Below are 22176 nucleotides of genomic sequence, written 5' to 3' on the forward strand. Positions count from 1 at the left end.
CGCGACGGCGCCGGCCCGCCCGGCCCGGCCGCCGCGCCGGCGGCGCCCCGCAGCCGCACCCTCCCCTCCCGCCGGGGCGCCGCCCCGTACCGCCACACCCAACGAAAAGGACCGGCATGACCGTCCCGCCCGACCTGCTCGCCCGCATCCGCCACCACGCCGCCGAGCGGCCCGACGCGCCCGCCATCACCTTCGTCGACTTCGCGGCCGACCCCGAGGGCGCCCCCGCCACGTGGACCTACGCCGACGTCGACCGGCACGCCCGCCGCGTGGCCGCCCTCCTCGGCGCGCACTGCCCGCCCGACCGGACCGCCGCGATCTGCTGCCCGCAGGGCCTGGACTACGCCGCCGCCTTTCTGGGCTGCCTGTACGCGGGCGTGTGCGCGGTCCCGCTGTATGTGCCCGTGCCGTTCCGGCACAACGGGCGGTTGCGCGCGCTGCTCGGCCAGGCCGCGCCGGCCTGCGTGCTCACCACGGCCGGGCACGCCTCGGCCGTGGCGCGGCTCACCGGCGGGGCGGGTGCGGACCCGGCGCCCGTGGTCCTGGACACCGCCGCCCCGGCCCCGCCGCGCGACGTCGAGCGGATGAGCGCCGCGCAGCGGGGCGGCGCGGCGGCCACCGGAGAGGTCGCCTACCTCCAGTACACGTCCGGCTCGACCGGTGCGCCGCGCGGCGTCCGCGTCACCCGCGCCAACATCGCGCACACCGCCGAGCAGTCCGGGCGCGCGTTCGGCCAGGACGCCGCCTCCGTCTCGGTGACGTGGCTGCCGCTGTTCCACGACTTCGGGCTGGCCGCCGCCATCACCGTGCCATTGCACCTGGGCTGCCACGCCGTCCTCTTCGACCCGATGGAGTTCGTGCTGCGCCCGCTGCGCTGGTTGCGGCTGATCTCCGAGCACGGCGGCACCTTCGCGCCCTGCCCCGACTTCGCGCTGGGCATGCTGTGCGACGCCGCCGAGGCGGCGCCCGCGGACGAACTGCGCGGCCTCGACCTCACCACGCTGAAGGCGCTGGTCAACGGCAGCGAGCCGGTGCGCCCGGCGAGTCTGGACCGGTTCACCCGGGTGTTCGCGCCCTACGGCTTCACCCCCGAGGCGCACGCCCCCGCCTACGGGCTGGCCGAGGCCACCATCCTGGTGTCGGCAACCCCGCCCGGTGCCCGGCCGCGCGTCTTCGCCTGCGACCGCCGCGAACTGGCCAAGGGCCAGGCGGTGCCCGCCGCCGAGGGCAGCGGTGACGCGGCGCGCGCGGTGGTGGAGTGCGGCACCGCCTGGGGACAGGAGTTCGCCGTGGTCGACCCGGCGACGCTGATAGGGCTGCCCCCGCGCCACGTCGGGGAGATCTGGGCGCGCGGACCGGCGGTCACCGCGGGCTACCACGGCAGCCCCGCCGCCACCGCCGAGGTCTACGGGCGCCGGCGGGCCGACGCCGCGCCCAATGAGCCCGCCGACTGGCTGCGCACCGGTGACCTGGGGTTCGTCGACGACGGGCACCTGTTCGTCGTGGGCCGGCTCAAGGACCTGGTGATCATCGACGGCCGCAACCACCACCCGGCCGACCTGGAGGCCACCGTCGCGGCGGCGCCGGGCGCGGCCGAGGCGCTGCGGCGCGGCCACGCGGCGGCCGTGCCGGTGGACGACGGCGAGGGGGAGTACCTGGTGGTGATCGCCGAGCGCGCCGAGGGGGTGGTGCTGGACGAGTTGGCGGAGCGCCGCCTGGCCGCGCGCGTGCGCACGGCGATCGCCGAGCGGCACGGTGTGGGCGTGCACTCCCTGGTCCTGGTGGACGCGGGCACGCTGCCCAAGACCTCCAGCGGCAAGCTGCGTCGGGCGGAGTGCCGCGAGCGCTACCTGGCCGGCCGCTACAGCTGAGGTGGCGCGGTCGCCGATCGCCGACGGCCACTGGGCGGGGCGCCGACCTCCTCCCCCGTCAACGGGCTAGGCCCGCGGCGTCGCGCGCGGCGCCGGGCCGGAGCGCCCCGCCAGGCGGTTCACCCGGTGCGCGCCGCTGGAAGAGGGCCATCGCCAGCACGCCGGCGGCGATCGAGGTGAAGGCGGTGGCGGCGGCTCCGGCGTAGTCCACCCGCGTCAGGACGAGCGCGGCCAGCACCAGCAGCACCCACCCGCCCAGCGCGTTGGGCACCGGCCCGTCGCCCAGCAGGGCGGGGTAGTCGCGGCCGGTGATCGTTGACTGAATTCAGAGCCTAGAGGCGCTCGGGGTTTCGGTCAACGCCTGTAGACCGATGCCTACAATCGAGCCGTGACCCCACCGCAGCCGACCGGCACCCCGCGCCCGGGCACCCGCGCCGAGCGGCGGCGCCGCACCGAGGAGCGCGTCCTCGCCTCCGCGCGCGCCCTGTTCGCCGAGTCCGGCTACGACCGCACCACCATCCGCGCCGTCGCCGCCGCCGCCAACACCGACCCCGCCCTGGTGATGCGCTACTTCGGGTCCAAGGAGGAGCTGTTCTCCCGGGCGACCGAGGCCGCGCCCGAGGCTCCCATCAGCGGCACCCCCGACGAGGTCGCCGAACTCCTGCTGGCGTCCTTCGCCGACAAGCTCGACACCGACGCCACCGCCACCCTGGCCATGCTCCGCTCGATGCTGACCCACCCCGAGGCCGCGAGCGACGTCCGCGCGGCGGTCAGCGCCCAGCAGGGCCAGGCGGCCGCCGCCATGCCCGGCGACAACGCCGACGTGCGGGCCGGGATCATCGGGGCCGCCATCCTGGGCGTGGTCGTGGGCCGCCGCCTGCTCCGCCTCGACGGTCTGGCCGACGCCCCGGCCGAGGAGGTCGTGGCGCTGCTGCGCCCGGTCGTGCGCGGGCTGGTCAACGGCGTGCGCGAGCCCGGCCCGGCGGGCACCGCCGATCCCGATTCCGACCCCGGCGCCTGAGCGCGCCGTCCGCCGCCCCGGGCCGTTCCGGTCCGACCGTTACCCGCCCCGCTCGGCCGTCCGTACCGCCGCGCTTGCGCCGCGCCGACCCTGCGGGCCTGCGGCAACGGCGCGGGCCCACCGCGGGGCGCCCACCGGGTGATCCGGTCCCACCCCAACACCCCCGTCCACGGAAAACGGCTGTCGCCCACGCCCGCGGCGGCGGATCATCGGATCGAACCGGTGTTCCGGTGCTCACCGCCGGTCCGCTTCACCGGGCTCAGCGCGCGCGGGCTGGTGTTGTGCTACCCGGGCGCCGAGCGCCCGGCGCTGCGCGGGGTCGACCTCGACATCCGCCGGGGCGAGGTGGTGGCCCTGGTCGGCGAGAACGGATCGGGCAAGAGCACGCCGGCCCGGCTGGTCTCCGGGCTGTACACCCCGCAGGAGGGCGTCATCCGCTGGAGCGGAGTCGACACCGCCGAGCTGTCGCCGGAACTGCTGCGCGAGCGCATCGGGCTGATCAGTCAGGACTACACGCAGTGGCCGCTGAGCGCCCGCCGCAACATCACCATGTCCGCCGACACCGACGAGGAGCGGCTGCTGCGCGCGCTGGAACTGAGCAGCGCCGACGCGGTCATCGCCGACCTCCCGCACGGGCTCGACACCCTGCTGGACAAGCGGTTCGTCGACGGCGCCGACCTCTCGGGCGGCCAGCGCCAGCGCATCGCCGCCGCCCGCGGGCTCTACCGCACCGCCGACCTGGTCATCGCCGACGAACCCACCGCGGCCCTGGACGCCCGCGCCGAGAAGCGGCTGTTCGACACCCTGCACGCGGCGGCGGCGCGCAGCACGGTCCTGCTGATCACCCCCGCCTGGCGTCGGTGCAGATGGCCGACCGCATCTATGTGCTGCACGAGGGAGAGGTGGTGGAGCACGGCACCCACGACGAGCTGGTGGCCCGCCCCGAGGGGCGCTACCGGCAGCTCTTCAGCCTCCAGGCGGAGTCCTACGCCTCCGCGGGCGGGTCCGGGCAGCCCGCCGCGGGTCCGCCGGCGGGCGTGGAGCCCGCCACCTGAGCACCTCGACCGGCCCCGAAAAGCCGAAAAGCGGCGCGCGCACCGGGGTCAGGGGTGCGCCGCCGCATGGGCGGGCCGGAGTCGGCCCGCCCATGCGCCGGCCTTGTGGGCCGGCGCGGTCCTGGGGACCGGCGGGGCCGGTCAGCTGTCGGCGCGGCTGGCCTTGAGGGCGGCGGCCACCCGCACGACGCGCCGGGCCTGCACCTGGGCGGCGGTCCGGGTCACGTCGTCCACCGCGTTCTGGCCCTGGGCGTCGACGTGCGAGGTGCCGTAGGGGTTGCCGTCGGCGAACTTGCTGGCGTCGGTGTAGCCGGGGGGCACGATGATGCCGCCGAAGTGGTAGAAGGTGTTCGACAGCGCCAGCAGCGTGGATTCCTGGCCGCCGTGCAGCGTGGCCGAGGACGTGAAGCCGCTGTAGACCTTGTCGGCGAGCAGGCCCTGCTGCCACTGCGGGCCGAGGGTGTCGATGAACTGCTTCAGCTGCGACGTGATGTTGCCGTAGCGGGTCGGCGAGCCGAAGACCACGGCGTCGGCCCAGACGATGTCGTCGGGGGTGGCCTCGGCGACGTCCTTGGTGGCCTCGGCGTTGGCGGCCCAGGCCGGGTTGCTGGCGATCGCGGCCTCGGGGGCCAGCTCTGCGACCTTGCGCAGGCGGACCTCCGCGCCTTCCTTCTCGGCGGTGTCCACGATCTCGCGCGCGATCTGGTAGCCGGTGCCGGTGGCGGAGTAGTAGATGACACTCAGCTTCACAGGCTCGCTCATGGCCGTTTCCTCCGGTGGGTAATGCGGGTGCGATTTACCTTCCTAGAAAGATAATGCATCCGCATTTATTCCAGGCCGGCCCGGAGGCGAATGTGGGGACCGTCACTGCGCGGGCTTGCGGGCGGGCCGGAAAGCATCGATGCGCTTACAAGATGTCTCATATGTTGAGAAATCAATCTCATATTCAGGAACTCCGGAGTAGGCTGGACCCTCCACCAGCACGTCCGCCGCACAAGGAGCCCTCATGGTCCAGCCCGCGCCCCCTCCGCCGCCCGCCGCCCGCCTCGCCGGTGTGGGGAGTTCCCCGGTGCGCGACCTGCTCGCGCTGGTCTCCAGCGCCAAGCACGGCGACCTCGTCTCCTTCGCCGGCGGGCTGCCCGCGCCCGAGCTGTTCGACAGCCACGGCCTGCGTGACGCGTTCGACAGCGTCCTGCGCGACGACCCCCGCCGGGCGCTCCAGTACTCCCCCACCGAGGGCGACCCCCGCCTGAGCGACTGGATCGCCGCCCGCCACACCGGCCGCGGCCTGCCCACCGACCCCGCCCAGGTCATCGTGACCACCGGCTCCCAGCAGGGGCTCTCCCTCGTCGCCGCCGCCCTGCTCGACCCCGGCGACACCGTCCTCGTCGAGGAGCCCGGCTACCTCGCCGCCCTCCAGTGCTTCCGCCTGGCCGGGGCGCGCGTGGCCACCGTCGCCACCGACGACGACGGCACCGACCCCGACGCCCTGGCCGAAGCCGTCCAGCGGCACCGCCCCAAGCTGCTCTACCTGGTCCCCACCTTCCAGAACCCCACCGGCCGCACCCTCCCCCACGAGCGCCGCGCCGCCATCGCCGCCGTCGCCGCCCGCCACGGCCTGTGGATCGTCGAGGACGACCCCTACAGCGAACTCCGCTACGCGGGCGCCCCGCTCCCCTCCCTCGCCGCCTACGACGGCGCCGCCGACCGCACCGTCGTGCTCGGCAGCATGTCCAAGGTCATGTCCCCCGGCATGCGCCTGGGCTGGGTCCGGGCCCCCGAACCCCTGCGCCCCTCGCTCGCCGTCGCCAAGCAGGCCGCCGACCTGCACACCAGCACCATCGACCAGGCCGCGGCGGCGGTCTACCTGGCCGAGGCCGACTTCCCGGCCCACATCGACCGGCTGTGCGCCGCCTACCGCCCCCGCCGCGACGCCATGCTCGCCGGCCTCCCCGATGCGCTGCCCCCGGGCAGCACCTGGACCCGGCCCCAGGGCGGCATGTTCGTCTGGGTGCGCCTGCCCGAAGGCGCCGACGCCCAGAGCCACCTGCGCGCCGCCCTGGACAACGGCGTGGCCTTCGTCCCCGGCGCCCCCTTCTACGCCGAGCGTCCCGACCCCGCCACCCTGCGGCTCTCCTTCACCACCCACACCCCCGAGGAGATCGGCAAGGGGCTGGCCCGCCTCGGCGCCGTGCTCACGCGGCGCACCGGCTGACGAACCGGGCGGGCGCCGAGAGGAGCCGGCGCCCGCCCGGTCACCGGACCGCCGGACCGGCGGACCGGGGCCCTACTGGATCGCGATCGGGGTGGCGGGGTCGGTCTCGTTGGCGACCTCGTAGACCGCCGAGAACGCCGCGGAGGGCTCCGCCGTCGGGCAGCCGAACCCGCCGGTCGTCTCCACCGGGGTCGAGACACCCGAGAACGTCAGTGTCGCGGGGTCGCCGTTGGCCCACGCACCGGTCACGGTCGCCGGCGCGTCCGGCGCGGCGGTGGACCGGCACGAGGCCAGCCCGCTCGTCTGCACCACCAGGCCGCCCTGCGGCAGCACCAGGGAGGCGGTCGGCGACGCGCCGCCCTGCGCGGCGATGGTCCAGGAGCCCGACGTCGTCACCACGGCACTGACCAGCGGGATGTTGGTCGTGCAGTCCTCGAACGTCGGCGGGTTGATCGCCGAGCTGACGGTCCCGTCGGGGTTGCTGTTCTGGGCCGGGACCTGGTTGGCGGCGTCGGTGCCCAGCGGCTGCGTCGGCGTCGTCGCCGAGGTGTCGCAGGTGACGGTCACGCCGCCCACGGTGAAGGTGGCGCTCGTGGTGGCGGTCGCCGAGAAGTAGGCGCCGGCCGGGGTGACGGTCGTCGGGTCGGCCGCCAGCGCGGTACCGGCGCTCAGCGCGACCGCGCCGAGCCCGGCCAGCGCGACGAACCCGCCGCGCAGCACGCGGGCGCGGGCCCGGGAGGGGTGGGAGGGGCGCTTCGTCGACATGTCGGTCCTGGTCATGGGGTGACGGACTCCTTCCGGAGCGGATACGAGGCGGGGCGGCGCCGATCGCCGCCCTCGCGGCCGCACCGGCCGGTCGACGCGCCTGGGTCCACGACCCCAAGCCGACCGATGCGGGGTTCAGCGCGTGGCTGTCGGTTCCGGGGGCGGCCGCGTATCCGCGCGGCCACCGGCTGCGGTGGGCGTTCAGGCGGCGGAGCAGATCACGGCGGGCGCCGGTCCACGGGCTCGCCCGGGCGGGGTCCGGGCCGGGGCGCCGGACCGCCGCCCTCGGCCGGAGCGGAACGCGGGGCCGGCGCGCCCACCGGGTCGGCCGCCCGCGCGGCGCGGCGCCGGTCGCGCCGCCGCACCCGGGGCGTGGGGCGCCAGGCGAACATCAGCCCGCCGCCCGCGAAGGCGAGCAGGCTGCCCACGACGAACCCGCCGAGGTTGGACATGACCAGCGCGGCCAGCCCGATCAGGACCGTCAGCACCCCGGCGATGGTGGCCTGGCGGGGCTGGGCCCAGACGATCATGCCCAGGGCCATCAGGAAGACCCCCATCAGCACCGAGGGGACGCCGGCGATGCCCTGGGCGATCATCACGGTGACGGGCGCCAGCGGCAGGGCGCAGATCCACGCGCCGGACAGGATGGCCAGCAGGCCGCCGGTGAAGGGGCGCCGGCGGCGCCAGCTGCGCAGCCGCGTCCAGAGGCGGAACGGCAGCGGCCGGCGCCGCGCACGGCCGGCCGGAGCGGTGCCAGGGTTCATGCGAGTCACCCCCGCGCCACGTCAGAAGCACTCGTCGTCGCCGCGCGCGACGGCGAGGTCGAGTCCGCTCAGCCGGAAGGTGCCGGCGTTGGCGGCCCAGGCGGTCTGCTCCAGCCCGCTGACCGTCAGCGTCTCGCCCTGCATGCCGAAGAGGTCCTGCATGCCCCGCGCGTTGGCGGGGCCCTGGTCCAGGGTGGAGGCGTCGCGGCCGATCTCCATGTCCCCGAACCGGGTGTCGCCGGACATCCGCGTCATGTCGATGAACAGGTTCGTGGCGTGCACGGGGGTGTCGCCGGTGCCGGCGGACAGCTTGAGCGAGACCGTGCCCAGGATGGGGAACTCGGTGAGGACGGACTGGCACAGGTTGTCGATCTCGGCGTCGCGGATGGCGGCCGTTGCGACGGGGTGCACGTTCTGCCGCAGGTCGTAGTCGATACCGCCGTAAATGGCCACGCCCTCGCCGCGCATTTCGTCGGCGGAGATTTTGAACTGCTGCCCGGAAACGGCGAACGACGCGGCGATGGCGCCGTTCATGATTCCAAAGAGCAGCGCGCCCGCGCCCACGGCGGCGGGAACGGTCAGCAGGGCGAAGCGCTTCCAACTGGTGTGTCCGTGCTCCTCCGCCGACGCGTCGTGCTCGAAGTCGCTGGGGGGACCGGGGGATTCTTCGACCATCGTTGCCATGGGGGAGCCTCCTTGCGCGCCCCGGGGGCGGCGGGGCGCGCACGTGCGACAACGCACTTCGGGCGGTCGACTCCGCAGCAGAGCGAGCGGGGCGGAGGGGTGCCGGGGTGGAATCGACCGTGCGGTTGATAAAGCCGACACGAGTAATCATGGAAGTGTCCATGCTCCCGATTCAAGGGAATCGGCGATTATTCGCGTGCTCGGGATGGAAACGGCGATCATTGCGGGCGGCGGCCGTGACATGGCGCTATGGGGCTTCCTTGTCACCGCGGTGACAAATGCGGAGGGGAATATTCATAGCGCCGTGCGCGCCGGAGGAGGCGGAGCCGGGGGCGTCGGGTCGGCAGCGGGGTGAGGGCGCGGGCCGGCTCGCGCAGGGGCGGGCCCGCGGCAGGGGTAGGGCGGGGAGGCAGCAGGGAGAGGAGAAGAGGACAGGAGGAAGGGCCGGGGTCGGCGGTGGCATCCAGCGGGACACGGAGACCACCGGGTACCGTGGCGAGGCCGAGGCCAGGGGGCGGGCTCGCGCGCAGGGAGCTGCGGGTTCTGTCGTGGAACCGGGGAGGACCGGGGAGTTCGCGCGGAAGCCTCGGCAGAGAGGGGCCCAGGCGGACGTCGCCCGAGCGGGGCAACACCCAGGCACGACAAGTGACCCAGATCACTGTCGTGCGAGTTGGCAGTGGCAGACTCCCCGGCTATTCTCGGTCGAGCCGCCTGAAACAGTGCTGAGTCTTCAGCGCGCTCGGGCGACGGTCTTCCGGTCGCAACGAACACCATCCGGTGGGCGTGGCCGCATCTCACCTCAACGCCTTATCGGGCACAAGGACTGTTTCGCATCGTTTATGGTGTGATTCGCCATGTGCGCCCAAAGGTGTTGCGTGCGGATGTTTTCGGGTATTCAGCAAAACCGCCGATTTGGCGGGGCGTGGAACGCCTGATAATGTGAAGACACAACAAAGCGGAAACGCGGAGATTGATCCGCCCCGTGGGGGAAGAGCCTTTGCGGGCCTGCCGATTGAGTGGGTTCGGGGTTTGTACCCGGTGAGCGGTTGCTTCTTGAGAACTCAACAGCGCGTGTATGACATTCTTTGTGCCATGTTTGTTTTGGCCCCGTTGAACACCCTCGGGTGTTCGGGGTTCCTTTGATGGGTCCGCCCTGTGTGGGTGGGCCGGTCAGGATTGAAGACCTTTAATGGAGAGTTTGATCCTGGCTCAGGACGAACGCTGGCGGCGTGCTTAACACATGCAAGTCGAGCGGTAAGGCCCTTCGGGGTACACGAGCGGCGAACGGGTGAGTAACACGTGAGCAACCTGCCCCTGACTCTGGGATAAGCCGGGGAAACCCGGTCTAATACCGGATACGACACGCCACCGCATGGTGGTGTGTGGAAAGTTGTTTCGGTTGGGGATGGGCTCGCGGCCTATCAGCTTGTTGGTGGGGTAGTGGCCTACCAAGGCGGTGACGGGTAGCCGGCCTGAGAGGGCGACCGGCCACACTGGGACTGAGACACGGCCCAGACTCCTGCGGGAGGCAGCAGTGGGGAATATTGCGCAATGGGCGGAAGCCTGACGCAGCGACGCCGCGTGGGGGATGACGGCCTTCGGGTTGTAAACCTCTTTTACCACTGACGCAGGCCCCCATATCGGTGGGGGTTGACGGTAGGTGGGGAATAAGGACCGGCCAACTACGTGCCAGCAGCCGCGGTAATACGTAGGGTCCGAGCGTTGTCCGGAATTATTGGGCGTAAAGAGCTCGTAGGTGGTGTGTCGCGTCTGCTGTGCAAGTCCGGGGCTTAACTCCGGTTTTGCAGTGGATACGGGCATGCTAGAGGTAGGTAGGGGAGACTGGAATTCCTGGTGTAGCGGTGAAATGCGCAGATATCAGGAGGAACACCGGTGGCGAAGGCGGGTCTCTGGGCCTTACCTGACGCTGAGGAGCGAAAGCGTGGGGAGCGAACAGGATTAGATACCCTGGTAGTCCACGCTGTAAACGTTGGGCGCTAGGTGTGGGGGCTTTCCACGGTTCCCGTGCCGTAGCTAACGCATTAAGCGCCCCGCCTGGGGAGTACGGCCGCAAGGCTAAAACTCAAAGGAATTGACGGGGGCCCGCACAAGCGGCGGAGCATGTTGCTTAATTCGACGCAACGCGAAGAACCTTACCAAGGTTTGACATCGCCGGTAATCCATCAGAGATGGTGGGTCCTTTTTGGGATCGGTGACAGGTGGTGCATGGCTGTCGTCAGCTCGTGTCGTGAGATGTTGGGTTAAGTCCCGCAACGAGCGCAACCCTTGTTCCATGTTGCCAGCACGTGATGGTGGGGACTCATGGGAGACTGCCGGGGTCAACTCGGAGGAAGGTGGGGATGACGTCAAGTCATCATGCCCCTTATGTCTTGGGCTGCAAACATGCTACAATGGCCGGTACAGTGGGCGTGCGATGCCGTGAGGTGGAGCGAATCCCTAAAAGCCGGTCTCAGTTCGGATTGGGGTCTGCAACTCGACCCCATGAAGGTGGAGTCGCTAGTAATCGCGGATCAGCAATGCCGCGGTGAATACGTTCCCGGGCCTTGTACACACCGCCCGTCACGTCATGAAAGTCGGCAACACCCGAAACTTGTGGCCTAACCCTTCGGGGAGGGAGTGAGTGAAGGTGGGGCTGGCGATTGGGACGAAGTCGTAACAAGGTAGCCGTACCGGAAGGTGCGGCTGGATCACCTCCTTTCTAAGGAGTCTTTTGAGCCGGTTGTTTTTCCGTTATGCCGGCGGACTCGTAAGTGGACCCGGTTGGTGCCTGGGTTGGTCTGCGTTGTGCAGGCTGGCCTGGGTGGCTGTTTCCGGGGTGGTTCGAAGGATGTTGTCACGCGCTGTTGGGTGTCTGAGGGGGCAACCGTTGGTTGTTTCCTGCTTGCCACCCTGATGAAGACCCGTGGTCTCAAGCCTCTGTGAGTGGGGTTTGTGGGGTTGTGGTTGGGTGTGTGGCTGGTGTTTTGATTTGTGGATAGTGTGCGCGAGCATCTTGTATCTGTGGTGGCCAAGTATGTGTGGCATACGGTGGATGCCTTGGCACCAGGCGCCGATGAAGGACGTGGGAGGCCGCGATAGTCCACGGGGAGTTGTCAACCGAGCTGTGATCCGTGGGTGTCCGAATGGGGAAACCTAGCCCGAGTTGTGTCGGGTTGCCGCTGCCTGAATGTATAGGGCGGTTGGTGGTGACGCGGGGAAGTGAAACATCTCAGTACCCGCAGGAAGAGAAAACAATAGTGATTCCCTGAGTAGTGGTGAGCGAAAGGGGATGGTGGCTAAACCGCGGGCGTGTGATAGACGGCAGTCGTTGCGTTCGTGGGGTTGTGGGGCGTGTCTGTACTGGGTCTGCCGGCCTGGTGTGGGGTGTGTTCTGTTAGCTGAAGCCGTTGGGAAGCGGCGCCGTAGTGGGTGAGAGTCCCGTAGGTGAAGGCAGGGCATGTCTCATTGGATGCGTTCCCGAGTAGCGCGGAGCCCGAGGAATTCCGTGTGAATCTGGCAGGACCACCTGCTAAGCCTGAATACGTCCTGGTGACCGATAGTGGACGAGTACCGTGAGGGAAAGGTGAAAAGTGCCCCGGTGAGGGGTTGTGAAATAGTACCTGAAACCGTGTGCTGTCAAGCCGTCAGAGCTCTGCTTTGGTGTGGGGTGATGGCGTGCCTTTTGAAGAATGAGCCTGCGAGTCGTGGTGTGTGGCGAGGTTAACCCGGGTGGGGTAGCCGTAGCGAAAGCGAGTCTGAATAGGGCGTTGAGTCGCATGCTGTGGACCCGAAGCGGGGTGATCTACCCATGGCCAGGGTGAAGCGGAGGTAAGACTTCGTGGAGGCCCGAACCCACCAGGGTTGAAAACCTGGGGGATGAGCTGTGGGTAGGGGTGAAAGGCCAATCAAACTCCGTGATAGCTGGTTCTCCCCGAAATGCATTTAGGTGCAGCGTTGTGTGGTGCTCCCTGGAGGTAGAGCTACTGTTTGGCTGATGGGCCCGACAAGGTTACTGAGGTCAGATAAACTCCGAATGCCGGTGGAGTGGAGCATGGCAGTGAGACTGCGGGGGATAAGCTTCGTAGTCGAGAGGGAAACAGCCCAGATCATCAGCTAAGGCCCCTAAGTGTGTGCTAAGTGGGAAAGGTTGTGGAGTTGCTGAGACAACCAGGAGGTTGGCTTAGAAGCAGCCATCCTTTAAAGAGTGCGTAATAGCTCACTGGTCAAGTGATTCTGCGCCGATAATGTAGCGGGGCTTAAGTACACCGCCGAAGCTGTGGAGCCTGCACGCGAGTGTGGGTTGGTAGGGGAGCGTCGTGCGTCCGGTGAAGTTCCAGAGTGATCTGGGGTGGAGGGTGTGCGAGTGAGAATGCAGGCATGAGTAGCGATACCGGAGTGGGAAACTCCGGCGCCGATTGACTAAGGGTTCCTGGGGCAGGTTAATCCGCCCAGGGTGAGTCTGGACCTAAGGCGAGGCCGACAGGCGTAGTCGATGGATAACGGGTTGATATTCCCGTACCCGTTTGTGCGCGTCCATGTTGATAGCCCTGATGCTAACCGGGCGTGTCTGGGGTTGGGCCTTCGGGTCTGGCCTTGTGGTGCGTCTGGGATCCGATGGGTGTGTAGGCAAGTGATGGGGTGACGCAGTGGGGTAGCTCTACCCGGCGGTGGTTGTCCGGGGGTAAGCGTGTAGCCCGGGGTGTTGGTAAATCCGTGCCCTGTGAGGGGTGAGGCGTGATGCCGAGCCGTTTTTGGTGAAGTGAGTGATCCCGTGCTGTCGAGAAAAGCCTCTAGCGAGTGCGCAGGCGGCCAGTACCCGAAACCGACGCAGGTGGTCAGGTAGAGTATACCGAGGCGTTCGGGTGAACCGTGGTTAAGGAACTCGGCAAATTGTCCCCGTAACTTTGGGAGAAGGGGAGCCCTGTCTGGTGATGGGCCTTTGCGTCTTGAGCTGGGTGGGGTCGCAGATACCAGGGGGAAGCGACTGTTTATTAAAAACATAGGTCCGTGCTAAGTTGTAAGACGCTGTATACGGACTGACGCCTGCCCGGTGCTGGAACGTTAAGAGGACTGGTCAGCCCCTTTTTCGGAGGGGTGTCGCTGGGAATCTAAGCGCCAGTAAACGGCGGTGGTAACTATAACCATCCTAAGGTAGCGAAATTCCTTGTCGGGTAAGTTCCGACCTGCACGAATGGCGTAACGACTTCCCCGCTGTCTCAACCGCGGGCCCGGTGAAATTGCAGTACGAGTAAAGATGCTCGTTTCGCGCAGCAGGACGGAAAGACCCCGGGACCTTCACTATAGCTTGACATTGGTGTTTGGGATGGTTTGTGTAGGATAGGTGGGAGCCTGTGAAGCTGTCACGCTAGTGGTGGTGGAGGCGTTGGTGAAATACCACTCTGGCTGTTTCGGGCATCTAACCTTGGGCCGTGATCCGGTTCGGGGACAGTGTCTGGTGGGTAGTTTAACTGGGGCGGTTGCCTCCTAAAGGGTAACGGAGGCGCCCAAAGGTTCCCTCGGCCTGGTTGGTAATCAGGTGGTGAGTGTAAGTGCACAAGGGAGCTTGACTGTGAGACGGACGTGTCGAGCAGGTGCGAAAGCAGGGACTAGTGATCCGGCACCGGCGTGTGGAAGTGGTGTCGCTCAACGGCTAAAAGGTACCCCGGGGATAACAGGCTGATCTTCCCCAAGAGTCCGTATCGACGGGATGGTTTGGCACCTCGATGTCGGCTCGTCGCATCCTGGGGCTGGAGTTGGTCCCAAGGGTTGGGCTGTTCGCCCATTAAAGCGGCACGCGAGCTGGGTTTAGAACGTCGTGAGACAGTTCGGTCCCTATCCGCTGCGCGCGTTGGAGACTTGTGGAGGGCTGTCCCTAGTACGAGAGGACCGGGACGGACGAACCGCTGGTGTGCCAGTTGTTCCGCCAGGGGCATGGCTGGTTGGCTACGTTCGGGAGAGATAACCGCTGAAGGCATCTAAGTGGGAAGCTTGCTCCGAGATGAGGTCTCCTGCCCTGTTGTGGGGGTAAGGCTTCCAGTTGATGACTGGGTTGATAGGCTGGTGGTGGAAGCGTTGTGAGGCGTGGAGCTGACCGGTACTAATGGGCCGAGGGCTTGTCCGCCATGGATGCTGGGTGTTCGCGCACATTGTTCATTGTTTTCCCTGGGCCTGCTTTGTTGGTGGGTGTGGGGGTTGGGTTTGCGGTGGTTATGGTGGGAGGGTCACACCCGGTCTCTTTCCGAACCCGGTCGTTAAGCCTCTTTACGCTGATGGTACTGCCCTGTTGTGGGGTGGGAGAGTAGGTTGCTGCCGCAATTCTTGTTGGGGGTGGAGTCTTTTGGGGCTCCACCCCCTTTTTTTTTTATGCCCGGAATTCGGATGGGCCTGCGAGCCGCCACGCGCTCCCCGCTCTTCTCTCCCCCAGGGCTCGTTCTCCAGCGGCTCCCGGATCACCGCCGCCGGCCCGACCCGCCGCCGCCTCCGGGGCACCCACCGTCCTCCTCGTCCTTCTTCTCTCCCCGTCCTCTCCCCCGCGGGCGCGCCCTGGCCTGCCCTCCGACCCCGGGTTCCCTCCCCCGCGTGCTACAGGAAGCGATCCCTTCCCTACTCGTGGTCGTCCCAGGGGTGAACTAGTGGCAATGTTGTCGTTACGTCGACATGTCCATGAAGGGATCCATCGATGCCGATCGAGTTGGACGCCGAGGGCCTGCGCGCCGCCCGCATGAACGCCCAGTTGCTCATGGGCCCGCCCGCGGCCGGCGTCGTCGGTGCCGTCCGCGGGGCCGCCGCAGTCCAGGCGCAGGATCTCAACGCGTCGCGCCTGGCCGTGCGCGCCCGCACGTCGGGGCTTGTCGTGGCGGACGTGCGCCGGGCCATCGCCGAAGAGCGCTCCATCATCCGCACGTGGGCCATGCGCGGCACCCTCCACGCGATCCCGGCCGCGGACGCGGGGTGGATGGTGGGCCTGCTCGGCCCGGTCTTCGTGGCCAAGACCGCCCGCCGCCGGTCCGAACTCGGGCTGGACGACGACCTGTGCGCCCGTGCCGAGTCGGCGATGGCGGACCTCCTCTCCGGAGGCCGGGCGCTGACCCGCGCCGAACTGGTCGACGAACTCGTGAAGGCCGACGTGCCCGTCCCGACCGTCGGCCAGGCCCCCGCCCACCTCGTCTCCTACGCCTCCCTGCGGGGGCTGATCTGCCGTGGGCCCGACCGGGAGGACGGCGAGGCCACCTACGTCCTCACCCGCGAGTGGGTGGGCACCTGGGACTCCCGCGACACCGACTCCGCCCTCGCCAAGCTCGCGCGGCGCTACCTCTGGGGACACGGGCCGGCCGGCCTCGCCGACTTCGCCGCGTGGTCGGGGCTTCCGGCCGCCATGGCGCGGCGCGGCTGGGAGCTGGTCGCGAAGGACACCGAGGAGGTCGCCACTCCCTACGGTCCGATGCTGGCCCCGCGCGAGTTCGCGGAGTCGCTGCCCTCCCCGCCCTCACCGTGGCAGGTGCGCCTGGTCGGCGCGTTCGACTCCTACCTGCTCGGCTACAAGGACCGCGGGTTCGCGCTGCCCGGCCGGCACGCGCACGCGGTGGTGCCGGGTGGCGGGATCATCCATCCGGCGGTGCTGGTCAACGGCCGGGCCGTGGCGCGCTGGAAGTGGGCGGCCGACCGCCGCACGATCGTCGTGGAGCCGTTCGGCGCGCTGGCGCCCGAGCTGCCGCAGGGCGTCGTGGCCGAGGTGGTGGACATCGGCCGCTTCCTCGGGGTGGAGACCCGGCTGAAGATATCGGACCCGCCCCGGCCCCGCGTCGGGGCCGTTCCCACTGAGGCGCCCACCGAGGCGGCCGGGGAGGAGCCGGCGGAGGCCGTCGGCGGCACGGGCCGACCGCGCGAGGACGCGTCCTGACGAGGCCGCGCGACCAGGGGCACGCGGCACACCCGCACGCGGCGAGGGAGTTCAGAGGCCGCGTGCGGCCGTCACCACGAAGCAGGGGCGGTGGTGAGGGCTAGTCGTCGTCGGAGTCGACCCCCGGGCTTTCCAGAAGCTGGCGCAGCAGCGCCATGAACTCTTCGTCGCTCATCGCGGCCCAGTCCACACGCTCGTTCATGGTGTGCGGTTTCCCCAGCTTGAAGATCAATAAGCCTAAAAGGTCGGTTCCGCTGGATAATTCTGGGTAAACGGGGAAGGCGCGATGGTAGACCGCACGTAAAGCCGCTGATCATCGGCTTGATGATCCGCCCTGGCCGCTGGGCGGCGGCCACTGGGGCCGACCGGGACGGCGGCTGGGCCGCGGCAAGGGCGGCGGCGGGTACTGCGGCCGAGAGGGACGGCCCGGGTGGGGAGCGGACCCTGCGGGGCAGACCCGCGGGGAATCGGCGCCGCGCAGGTCAGAGGCTGCGGTTCACCGCGCCCCGGCACTGCGGGCAGCGGCAGCGCTTGTTGTAGCCGGTGACCGTGCCGTGCGGCAGCGCGGGATCGCGCTCGGCGGTGAGCGTGGAGTCGAGCTGCTCGCCGAAGGTGGTGAGGATGCGCGCGGCCGAGAACACGCGCTGGGTGCTGACACCGAGTTCACGCGCGGCGTCATCGATGTGGACGCCCTTGCGCAGCTTGGCGATCAACCGCGAACGCATGGGCGGAGGGAGCTCCTCCTCGGCGTCGGCGATGAGCTGCTCGGTGTCGTTCATCGGATAGCTCATGGGGTTCCTTGCCTGTGCACGGGTGCATACTCCCGTCGATTCACTTTGCATCGTATGCCCTCGCGACGACACCCGCGGCGCCCGGACGCGACCGGTCACGGCCGGTGGGGGCCGACCCGTCACACCGCCGGCCGGCCGGAATACCCCGCAGGTGCCACGGGTTGTCGCTGGTGGGCAGCCTCCGAGCGGCCGCCCCCGGACGAGGTGCGCCGTACCCGGCAGTGACAAGACGGCGCGGTAAGCACTGAGTCGACCTCGGAGGCGTTCATGGCCTGGGTTCTTCTTGTTCTGTCCGGTCTTCTCGAAAGCGTGTGGGCCACCGCGCTGGCCGCGTCCAACGGCCTGTCCCGGCTGTGGCCGTCCGTCGTCTTCGGCGTGGCCCTGCTGCTGAGCATGTCGGGCCTGGCGCTGGCGCTGCGCACCATCCCCGTGGGCACCGGCTACGCGGTGTGGGTCGGTATCGGCGCGGTCGGCACCGCCGTCATCGGCATGACGTGGCTCGGCGAGGGCGTGACCACGGCCAAGATCGTGTGCCTGGTGCTGATCGTGAGCGGCGTGGTGGGGCTGAAGGTCCTGCACTGACCTCCGCGTCCGCCGGTGTCCCCGCCGTTGCGCCCGTCGGCCTCCGCGCCGGCCCTCTCGCGCACCCCTTCCTCCCCGGAGCCCCCGCCGGTCACCCGTGACCGGCGGGGGCTCCCGGTCTTCCCGCGCTTCTTGGCCGCCGTGCGGCGCGCATTGGGGCCGCCCGAAGGAGCGCGATCCGGACGGTCGCCAATCCGCCGTCGGCCTCCCGCGTTCCCCGACTTCGCGGCGTCTTACGCTGCGTGGCGGGTTAACAGGGCTCACGCTGGTGATATGCCGCCTCTTCCAGCGCGGGGACGGCACGTGCGGTACCGGGCCGTGACAGGCAAAGCGTCGAAATCGGGGACCAATTTCTAGAAACGCATTGCTAGAGGCTAGGTCTGGTGCTTCTCTAGTGCCACAACACCGGTACTCAGCGTGTACGGGACAGGCGCCATGACCAGCCCCACTGTTCGACGCCGTCGCCTATCTGCGGAATTGCGCCGACGACGCGTCCAAGCAGGAATGACCCTCAGCGACGTCGCCGACGTACTTGAATGGTCCCCCGCCAAACTCGGACATATCGAGACGGGTATCCGCAAATGGCCTTCGGTTATGGAGGTCTCCGCGCTGCTCAAGCTCTACGGTGTCACGGGCGGCCAGCGCGAGGCCATCCTCACCATGGTCCGCGAGTCCCGGCTGCGCCCCTGGTGGACGGAGTACGAGGACGTCATCTCCTCGGCCTACGTCGGCAACGAGGCGGGCGCGGTGGCCATCGACACCTACGCCGGCATGGTCGTCCCCGACCTCCTCCAGGTGCCCGAGTACACCGCCGCGCTGGCGCGCTCCCAGGGCTACGACGAAACCGGGGTGGAGCGCATGGTGGCCGCCTTCCTCAAGCGGCAGGAGGTGCTCGACCGCGACTCCCTGGAGCGCTACCACGCCGTCGTCGAGGAGGACGCGCTGCGCCGGGTCAGCGGCGACCCCGAACTGCTGCACGCCCAGCTGCGCCGGCTCATCGACCTCGGCCGCGGCCACGACCGCGTGGTGATCCGGCTGCTGCCCACCTCGGCGGGGCTGCACGCCGGCAGCGCGGGGCCGTTCACCGTGCTGGAGTTCGACGAGGGCGAGGCGTCGCTGGCGTTCGTCGAGGCCACCCACGGCGGCGGCATCGTGGAGTCGGAGGACGCGGTGGCCGCCTGCCAGGAGGTCTGGCGGCGGCTGACCGCGGCGGCCAGCTCGCCCGAGGCCACGTTGACGACGCTGAAACGCCTTTCGCTGCTGACGTGAGTCCCCCGCCGCGTCGGGCGGGAACCCGGCGGCCGGGTTGCTAGTCTGCTGGGGAGACAACCCCATAAAGTTCTCTAGTGACGCCTTCCGCTCAGGAGACGGGTAGGGAGTCCGGCGCCCGCGCCGCCCTCTCGACCTCCAGGCCGCCGCGTCGCTGTCCGATACCCGTATCCGTGATCGAAGTAGGGGTGCACACCGTGAAGAAGATCATCGTGCTCGTGCTGGTGGCCCTCGGCGCGTTCGCCGTGTACCGCAAGATCCAGGCCGACCGCGCCGAGCTTGACCTCTGGACCGAGGCCACGGCCGGCGACAACTGACCCGACCGGTCCCCCGTCGGCCTCGGCGCCCCGCCGCGCCGGCGGCCCGACGCGTTTTTCGTGTACCCGAAGCCGTGGGCGGGCGTCGTCCCCTGCGCCCCCACGCTTCCGGGCGCCACCGCAGGCGTGCCCGTGCCCCCGGCCCCGGCCGCCGCGCCCCGGCAGGGGCGGTGCGGTGCGATGCCCTGGTCCGTTCCGCCGCCCGCGACACCGGCGGCGGGAGGGTTCTCCTTCCGATGGCCGCCGGCCCGGTCGGCTCGGCGCGGCCGAGTCGGCGTGCTCATCGGTCCTCCACCGCCTCCGACCGCACGTGCCGTCCGCGGGCGGATTTCCGGCCCACTCGCGGCGCTTCGTTCCGGTCGGCCCGGCGCCCTTCTCCCAGCGCGCACACCCCCGCCGCGGCGCGGTCCCCGACCCGCGCGCGACCGCCTCTGTCCTCTGGTGGGAAGCCGGTGTGAAGAAGAGACTTTGGACTCGCCGGGACACCGGTGACCTATGGGACGATACTCCATGATCACCAGGCCGAATCCCCGGCGCCACAGGCGTTAGCGGGCCCGGCCTGCCCCCCGGAGACCGCGGCGCGGAGCACACCGGGGCCCGGCCGGGCACGCGGCTGGGGTACCCCTTGCGCCCGTGCGCCGCCCCCGTGTGTGCGAGGAGAGCCATGCGCAAGATCCTGATCGTCGGTGCGGGCTACAGCGGCTTGACGCTGGCCCACATGCTGCTGGGCGCCGGCTACGACGTCACCGTGATGACCGGCCAGACCTCCACCGAGATCCGCCGGGGCCGCACGAAGCCGTTCGCCATGACCTGGCCCGCCACGCTGGCCATGGAGCGGGAGGCCGGGCTGTTCTTCCCCCAGTGGGAGGAGGCGCCCACGGCGCCGGGCATCCACTTCTCGCTGCGGGCTCCGGGCATGCCCCCCATGGAGTTCGGCGGCGCCAACGCGGCCGGGACCGCCCTGGCGGTGGAGAGCCGGCTGAAGATGGCCGACTGGCTGGAGTTCTTCGAGGACCGCGGCGGCAAGGTCGTCGTGCAGGGGTGCACGCTGTCCGACCTCGAATTCTTCACGCGCGGCATGTTCGACCTGACGGTCATCGCCGTCGGCGCGGGCGAGCTGGGCGCGCTCTTCGACCGCGACCCCTCGCGGACCGGCGGCGCCTTCGCCGGCCGCATCACCCAGGCCAGCATGTTCGACGTGGAGCCCTCGGAGAACCCCGAGGCGCGCCAGCGCGGCCTGGAGGTCGTGTCCGTGCCGGGCGCCGGCAACATCTTCGTCGTCCCCCAGCTCACCGCCTACGGCCCGGCTACCACGATCTTCGTCAAGGGCGAGGTCGGCCCGAACGGCGCCGACGCCCTGGCCTGGCAGGAGCGGCTGGGCCGGCCCAGCGACACCCCCGACCAGATCGCGCAGCTGCGGCTGTCGTGGCTGCTGGAGCAGCTGTGGGAGTACGCGCCCGACGTGGCCCGGCGCTGCCACAGCGCCCAGCTCGTCGACCGCGGGTCGGTGATCATGGAGGAGATCCGGCCGCAGGTGCGCCGTCCGGTCGCCACCCTGGCGGGCGGCGGCATGGTGCTGGGCATGGCCGACGCGGTGATCAGCGTGGACCCGGTCTCGGGCCAGCAGCACGCCAACGCGGCCGCGTGCGCGCGCACCTACTTCGACGCGATCCGCGCCCACGGCGACCAGCCGTTCACCGCCGAGTGGGGCGAGGAGGCGTTCGACCGCTTCTGGCGCAAGACCGGGCAGTACGCCGCGTGGTTCACCGAGCTGCTGGTGGCCAACTTCTGGGACGAGTCCAAGCGGCCGGACTACTTCCCCGAGCTGCTGGAGGCCGTGTTCACGCTGCCGGAGATCCAGGACGCCTGGGTGACGGGCGTGTGCGACCCCACCCAGCTGGCGTGGATGCTCGACGCCGACACCTGCCGGACGCGCATCGCCGAGGCGCGCCGCAACGCCGGGTTGGCCTGAGCCGCGGCCGCGCGGAGCGGTGCGGTGCGGGGCGGCCCGGGGTACCCGGCCGCCCCGTGAGCCTCAGACCGACTTGGCCGCCTGCCACAGCACCAGGCTGCCCTCGACCCACACCCGCACGCCGGTGAAGCGCTTGTTCAGCTCCGCCTCCAGGTCGGCGGGGGTGTCGGCGCGGTTGGAGAACCACTTCAGCCGGTTGTAGAGGGCCATCATAGGCGCGGCGAAGGGCCGCCGCAGCAGGCCCGGCTGGCCGGGCATCAGCGTGCAGCCGTAGAACGTGCCGCCCGGCGCCAGGACCGCGGCCGCCGAGTCCAGCAGCGCGGTCTTGGCGGCGATGCCCCGCCGGTGGGGGTCGGGCAGGCAGTGGATCACGTTCATGCAGCCGATCGAGGCGAACGGCGCGCCCATGTCTCCCCAGTCGGCGAGCGCGTCGGCGCGGGTGGTCAGCGGACGGTGCCGCGCCATGCGTTCGGCGGTCTCCTGCAGCGGTCCGGGGTTGGCGTCGAGCAGGTGCAGGCGGTCGAAGTGGGGGCGGTTGGCCCGCTGGAGGAGCAGCCCCGTGCCGACGCCGACCTCCAGGTGGTCGGCGCTGAGGTGCCGGCCGTAGAACCCGAGGATCCGTTCGAGTGTGGGACCCCAGGCCCACGGCTTGAAGCTGAACCCCCACACGAGCTTGTCGTAGGCGGTGGCAAGGGGTGCGCGCTCGTAGATCGCGGAGGTGGGGCGGTCGGGTTCGGTGTCGGGGGACGGGGCCACGGGCAGCTCCCACAGGGCAGGGGATGGACAGGAGGCCGCGGCCCGGGGCTGACCGGACCGCGCTATCCGCATGTATCTCCCAAAGTGGGCATGGCGGACATGGGAATTGTGTACCCGCCTGGGGCGGCGCGCTACCGGCGTTGGTCCCGTGGATCGCGCCACTTTTCGGTGCGTGTGGGGCGTGCGGGGCGGGCGGTGCCCGCGCCGGAGGGTG

At 69.8% G+C, this 22176-nt stretch carries 15 protein-coding genes, 3 rRNA genes, 1 pseudogene and 1 riboswitch; of the genes and pseudogenes, 12 read left to right on the plus strand and 7 right to left on the minus strand.

Going from position 1 to position 22176, the window contains the following annotated elements; all coding sequences use genetic code 11:
- Window positions 1-116: 116 nt before the first annotated feature.
- Window positions 117-1871 carry a fatty acyl-AMP ligase gene (locus HNR12_RS16945; RefSeq protein WP_179768466.1) on the plus strand — a complete coding sequence of 585 codons (1755 nt, stop codon included), beginning with the start codon at window positions 117-119 and terminating at the stop codon, window positions 1869-1871.
- A gap of 58 nt (window positions 1872-1929) precedes the next feature.
- Here HNR12_RS16945 and HNR12_RS16950 read toward each other — a convergent pair whose 3' ends face one another.
- Window positions 1930-2142, minus strand: coding sequence for a hypothetical protein (locus HNR12_RS16950; RefSeq protein WP_179768468.1), 213 nt, complete (start codon window positions 2140-2142; stop codon window positions 1930-1932).
- Between the two features lie 117 nt (window positions 2143-2259).
- Here HNR12_RS16950 and HNR12_RS16955 point away from each other — a divergent pair, with 117 nt between their 5' ends.
- Window positions 2260-2892, plus strand: a complete 633-nt coding sequence (locus HNR12_RS16955) for a TetR/AcrR family transcriptional regulator (protein WP_179768470.1) — start codon at window positions 2260-2262, stop codon at window positions 2890-2892.
- Between the two features lie 348 nt (window positions 2893-3240).
- A pseudogene (locus HNR12_RS28565) lies at window positions 3241-3597 on the plus strand (ATP-binding cassette domain-containing protein); the annotation flags it as partial.
- A gap of 491 nt (window positions 3598-4088) precedes the next feature.
- Here HNR12_RS28565 and wrbA read toward each other — a convergent pair.
- The gene (gene wrbA / locus HNR12_RS16965) at window positions 4089-4709 is read right to left on the minus strand and encodes an NAD(P)H:quinone oxidoreductase (RefSeq protein ID WP_179768472.1); all 621 of its coding nucleotides are present in this window, start codon (window positions 4707-4709) and stop codon (window positions 4089-4091) included.
- 244 nt (window positions 4710-4953) lie between these two features.
- Between wrbA and HNR12_RS16970 the strand changes: the two genes are divergently transcribed.
- The gene (locus tag HNR12_RS16970; protein WP_179768473.1) at window positions 4954-6162 is read left to right on the plus strand and encodes an aminotransferase-like domain-containing protein; all 1209 of its coding nucleotides are present in this window, start codon (window positions 4954-4956) and stop codon (window positions 6160-6162) included.
- 72 nt (window positions 6163-6234) lie between these two features.
- Here HNR12_RS16970 and HNR12_RS16975 read toward each other — a convergent pair whose 3' ends face one another.
- The 3 genes from HNR12_RS16975 to HNR12_RS16985 all read right to left on the minus strand — a co-directional run bounded on the left by HNR12_RS16975 (window position 6235) and on the right by HNR12_RS16985 (window position 8375).
- Entirely contained in the window at window positions 6235-6942 is a 708-nt protein-coding gene (locus tag HNR12_RS16975) for a hypothetical protein (RefSeq protein WP_246425105.1), read from the minus strand.
- 203 nt (window positions 6943-7145) lie between these two features.
- The gene (locus tag HNR12_RS16980) at window positions 7146-7691 is read right to left on the minus strand and encodes a DUF6114 domain-containing protein (RefSeq protein WP_218901961.1); all 546 of its coding nucleotides are present in this window, start codon (window positions 7689-7691) and stop codon (window positions 7146-7148) included.
- Window positions 7692-7712: 21 nt separating this feature from the next.
- Window positions 7713-8375 (minus strand): DUF6230 family protein, encoded by a 663-nt coding sequence (locus tag HNR12_RS16985; protein ID WP_246425106.1) that lies wholly within the window; start codon window positions 8373-8375, stop codon window positions 7713-7715.
- A gap of 1186 nt (window positions 8376-9561) precedes the next feature.
- Between HNR12_RS16985 and HNR12_RS16990 the strand changes: the two genes are divergently transcribed.
- The 4 genes from HNR12_RS16990 to HNR12_RS17005 all read left to right on the plus strand — a co-directional run bounded on the left by HNR12_RS16990 (window position 9562) and on the right by HNR12_RS17005 (window position 16275).
- Window positions 9562-11094, plus strand: a 16S ribosomal RNA gene (locus HNR12_RS16990).
- Window positions 11095-11400: 306 nt separating this feature from the next.
- A 23S ribosomal RNA gene (locus HNR12_RS16995) occupies window positions 11401-14497 on the plus strand.
- A 77-nt stretch (window positions 14498-14574) separates the two neighbouring features.
- A 5S ribosomal RNA gene (rrf, locus tag HNR12_RS17000) occupies window positions 14575-14690 on the plus strand.
- The 16S, 23S and 5S rRNA genes sit together here, the layout of an rRNA operon.
- Window positions 14691-15054: 364 nt before the next feature.
- Window positions 15055-16275 carry a winged helix DNA-binding domain-containing protein gene (locus HNR12_RS17005; RefSeq protein ID WP_179768475.1) on the plus strand — a complete coding sequence of 407 codons (1221 nt, stop codon included), beginning with the start codon at window positions 15055-15057 and terminating at the stop codon, window positions 16273-16275.
- Between the two features lie 482 nt (window positions 16276-16757).
- On the opposite strand, the gene HNR12_RS17010 is transcribed toward HNR12_RS17005, so the two are convergent.
- The gene (locus HNR12_RS17010) at window positions 16758-17066 is read right to left on the minus strand and encodes a hypothetical protein (protein WP_179768477.1); all 309 of its coding nucleotides are present in this window, start codon (window positions 17064-17066) and stop codon (window positions 16758-16760) included.
- 180 nt (window positions 17067-17246) lie between these two features.
- Window positions 17247-17305, plus strand: a riboswitch (guanidine-III (ykkC-III) riboswitch).
- A gap of 28 nt (window positions 17306-17333) precedes the next feature.
- Here HNR12_RS17010 and HNR12_RS17015 point away from each other — a divergent pair.
- From HNR12_RS17015 to HNR12_RS17030, 4 genes are all read left to right on the plus strand, one after another.
- Window positions 17334-17648, plus strand: a complete 315-nt coding sequence (locus tag HNR12_RS17015; protein ID WP_179768479.1) for a DMT family transporter — start codon at window positions 17334-17336, stop codon at window positions 17646-17648.
- A gap of 435 nt (window positions 17649-18083) precedes the next feature.
- Window positions 18084-18917, plus strand: a complete 834-nt coding sequence (locus HNR12_RS17020) for a helix-turn-helix domain-containing protein (RefSeq protein WP_179768480.1) — start codon at window positions 18084-18086, stop codon at window positions 18915-18917.
- Window positions 18918-19114: 197 nt separating this feature from the next.
- Window positions 19115-19234: a DLW-39 family protein gene (locus HNR12_RS17025; RefSeq protein ID WP_217783044.1), complete on the plus strand. Its 120-nt coding sequence runs from the start codon at window positions 19115-19117 to the stop codon at window positions 19232-19234.
- A 664-nt stretch (window positions 19235-19898) separates the two neighbouring features.
- The gene (locus HNR12_RS17030; protein ID WP_179768482.1) at window positions 19899-21206 is read left to right on the plus strand and encodes a styrene monooxygenase/indole monooxygenase family protein; all 1308 of its coding nucleotides are present in this window, start codon (window positions 19899-19901) and stop codon (window positions 21204-21206) included.
- 63 nt (window positions 21207-21269) lie between these two features.
- On the opposite strand, the gene HNR12_RS17035 is transcribed toward HNR12_RS17030, so the two are convergent.
- Window positions 21270-21962 (minus strand): class I SAM-dependent methyltransferase, encoded by a 693-nt coding sequence (locus HNR12_RS17035; protein WP_179768484.1) that lies wholly within the window; start codon window positions 21960-21962, stop codon window positions 21270-21272.
- Window positions 21963-22176: the final 214 nt, after the last annotated feature.

The sequence above is a fragment of the Streptomonospora nanhaiensis genome, from assembly GCF_013410565.1.
In the GTDB taxonomy this organism is placed as follows: domain Bacteria; phylum Actinomycetota; class Actinomycetes; order Streptosporangiales; family Streptosporangiaceae; genus Streptomonospora; species Streptomonospora nanhaiensis.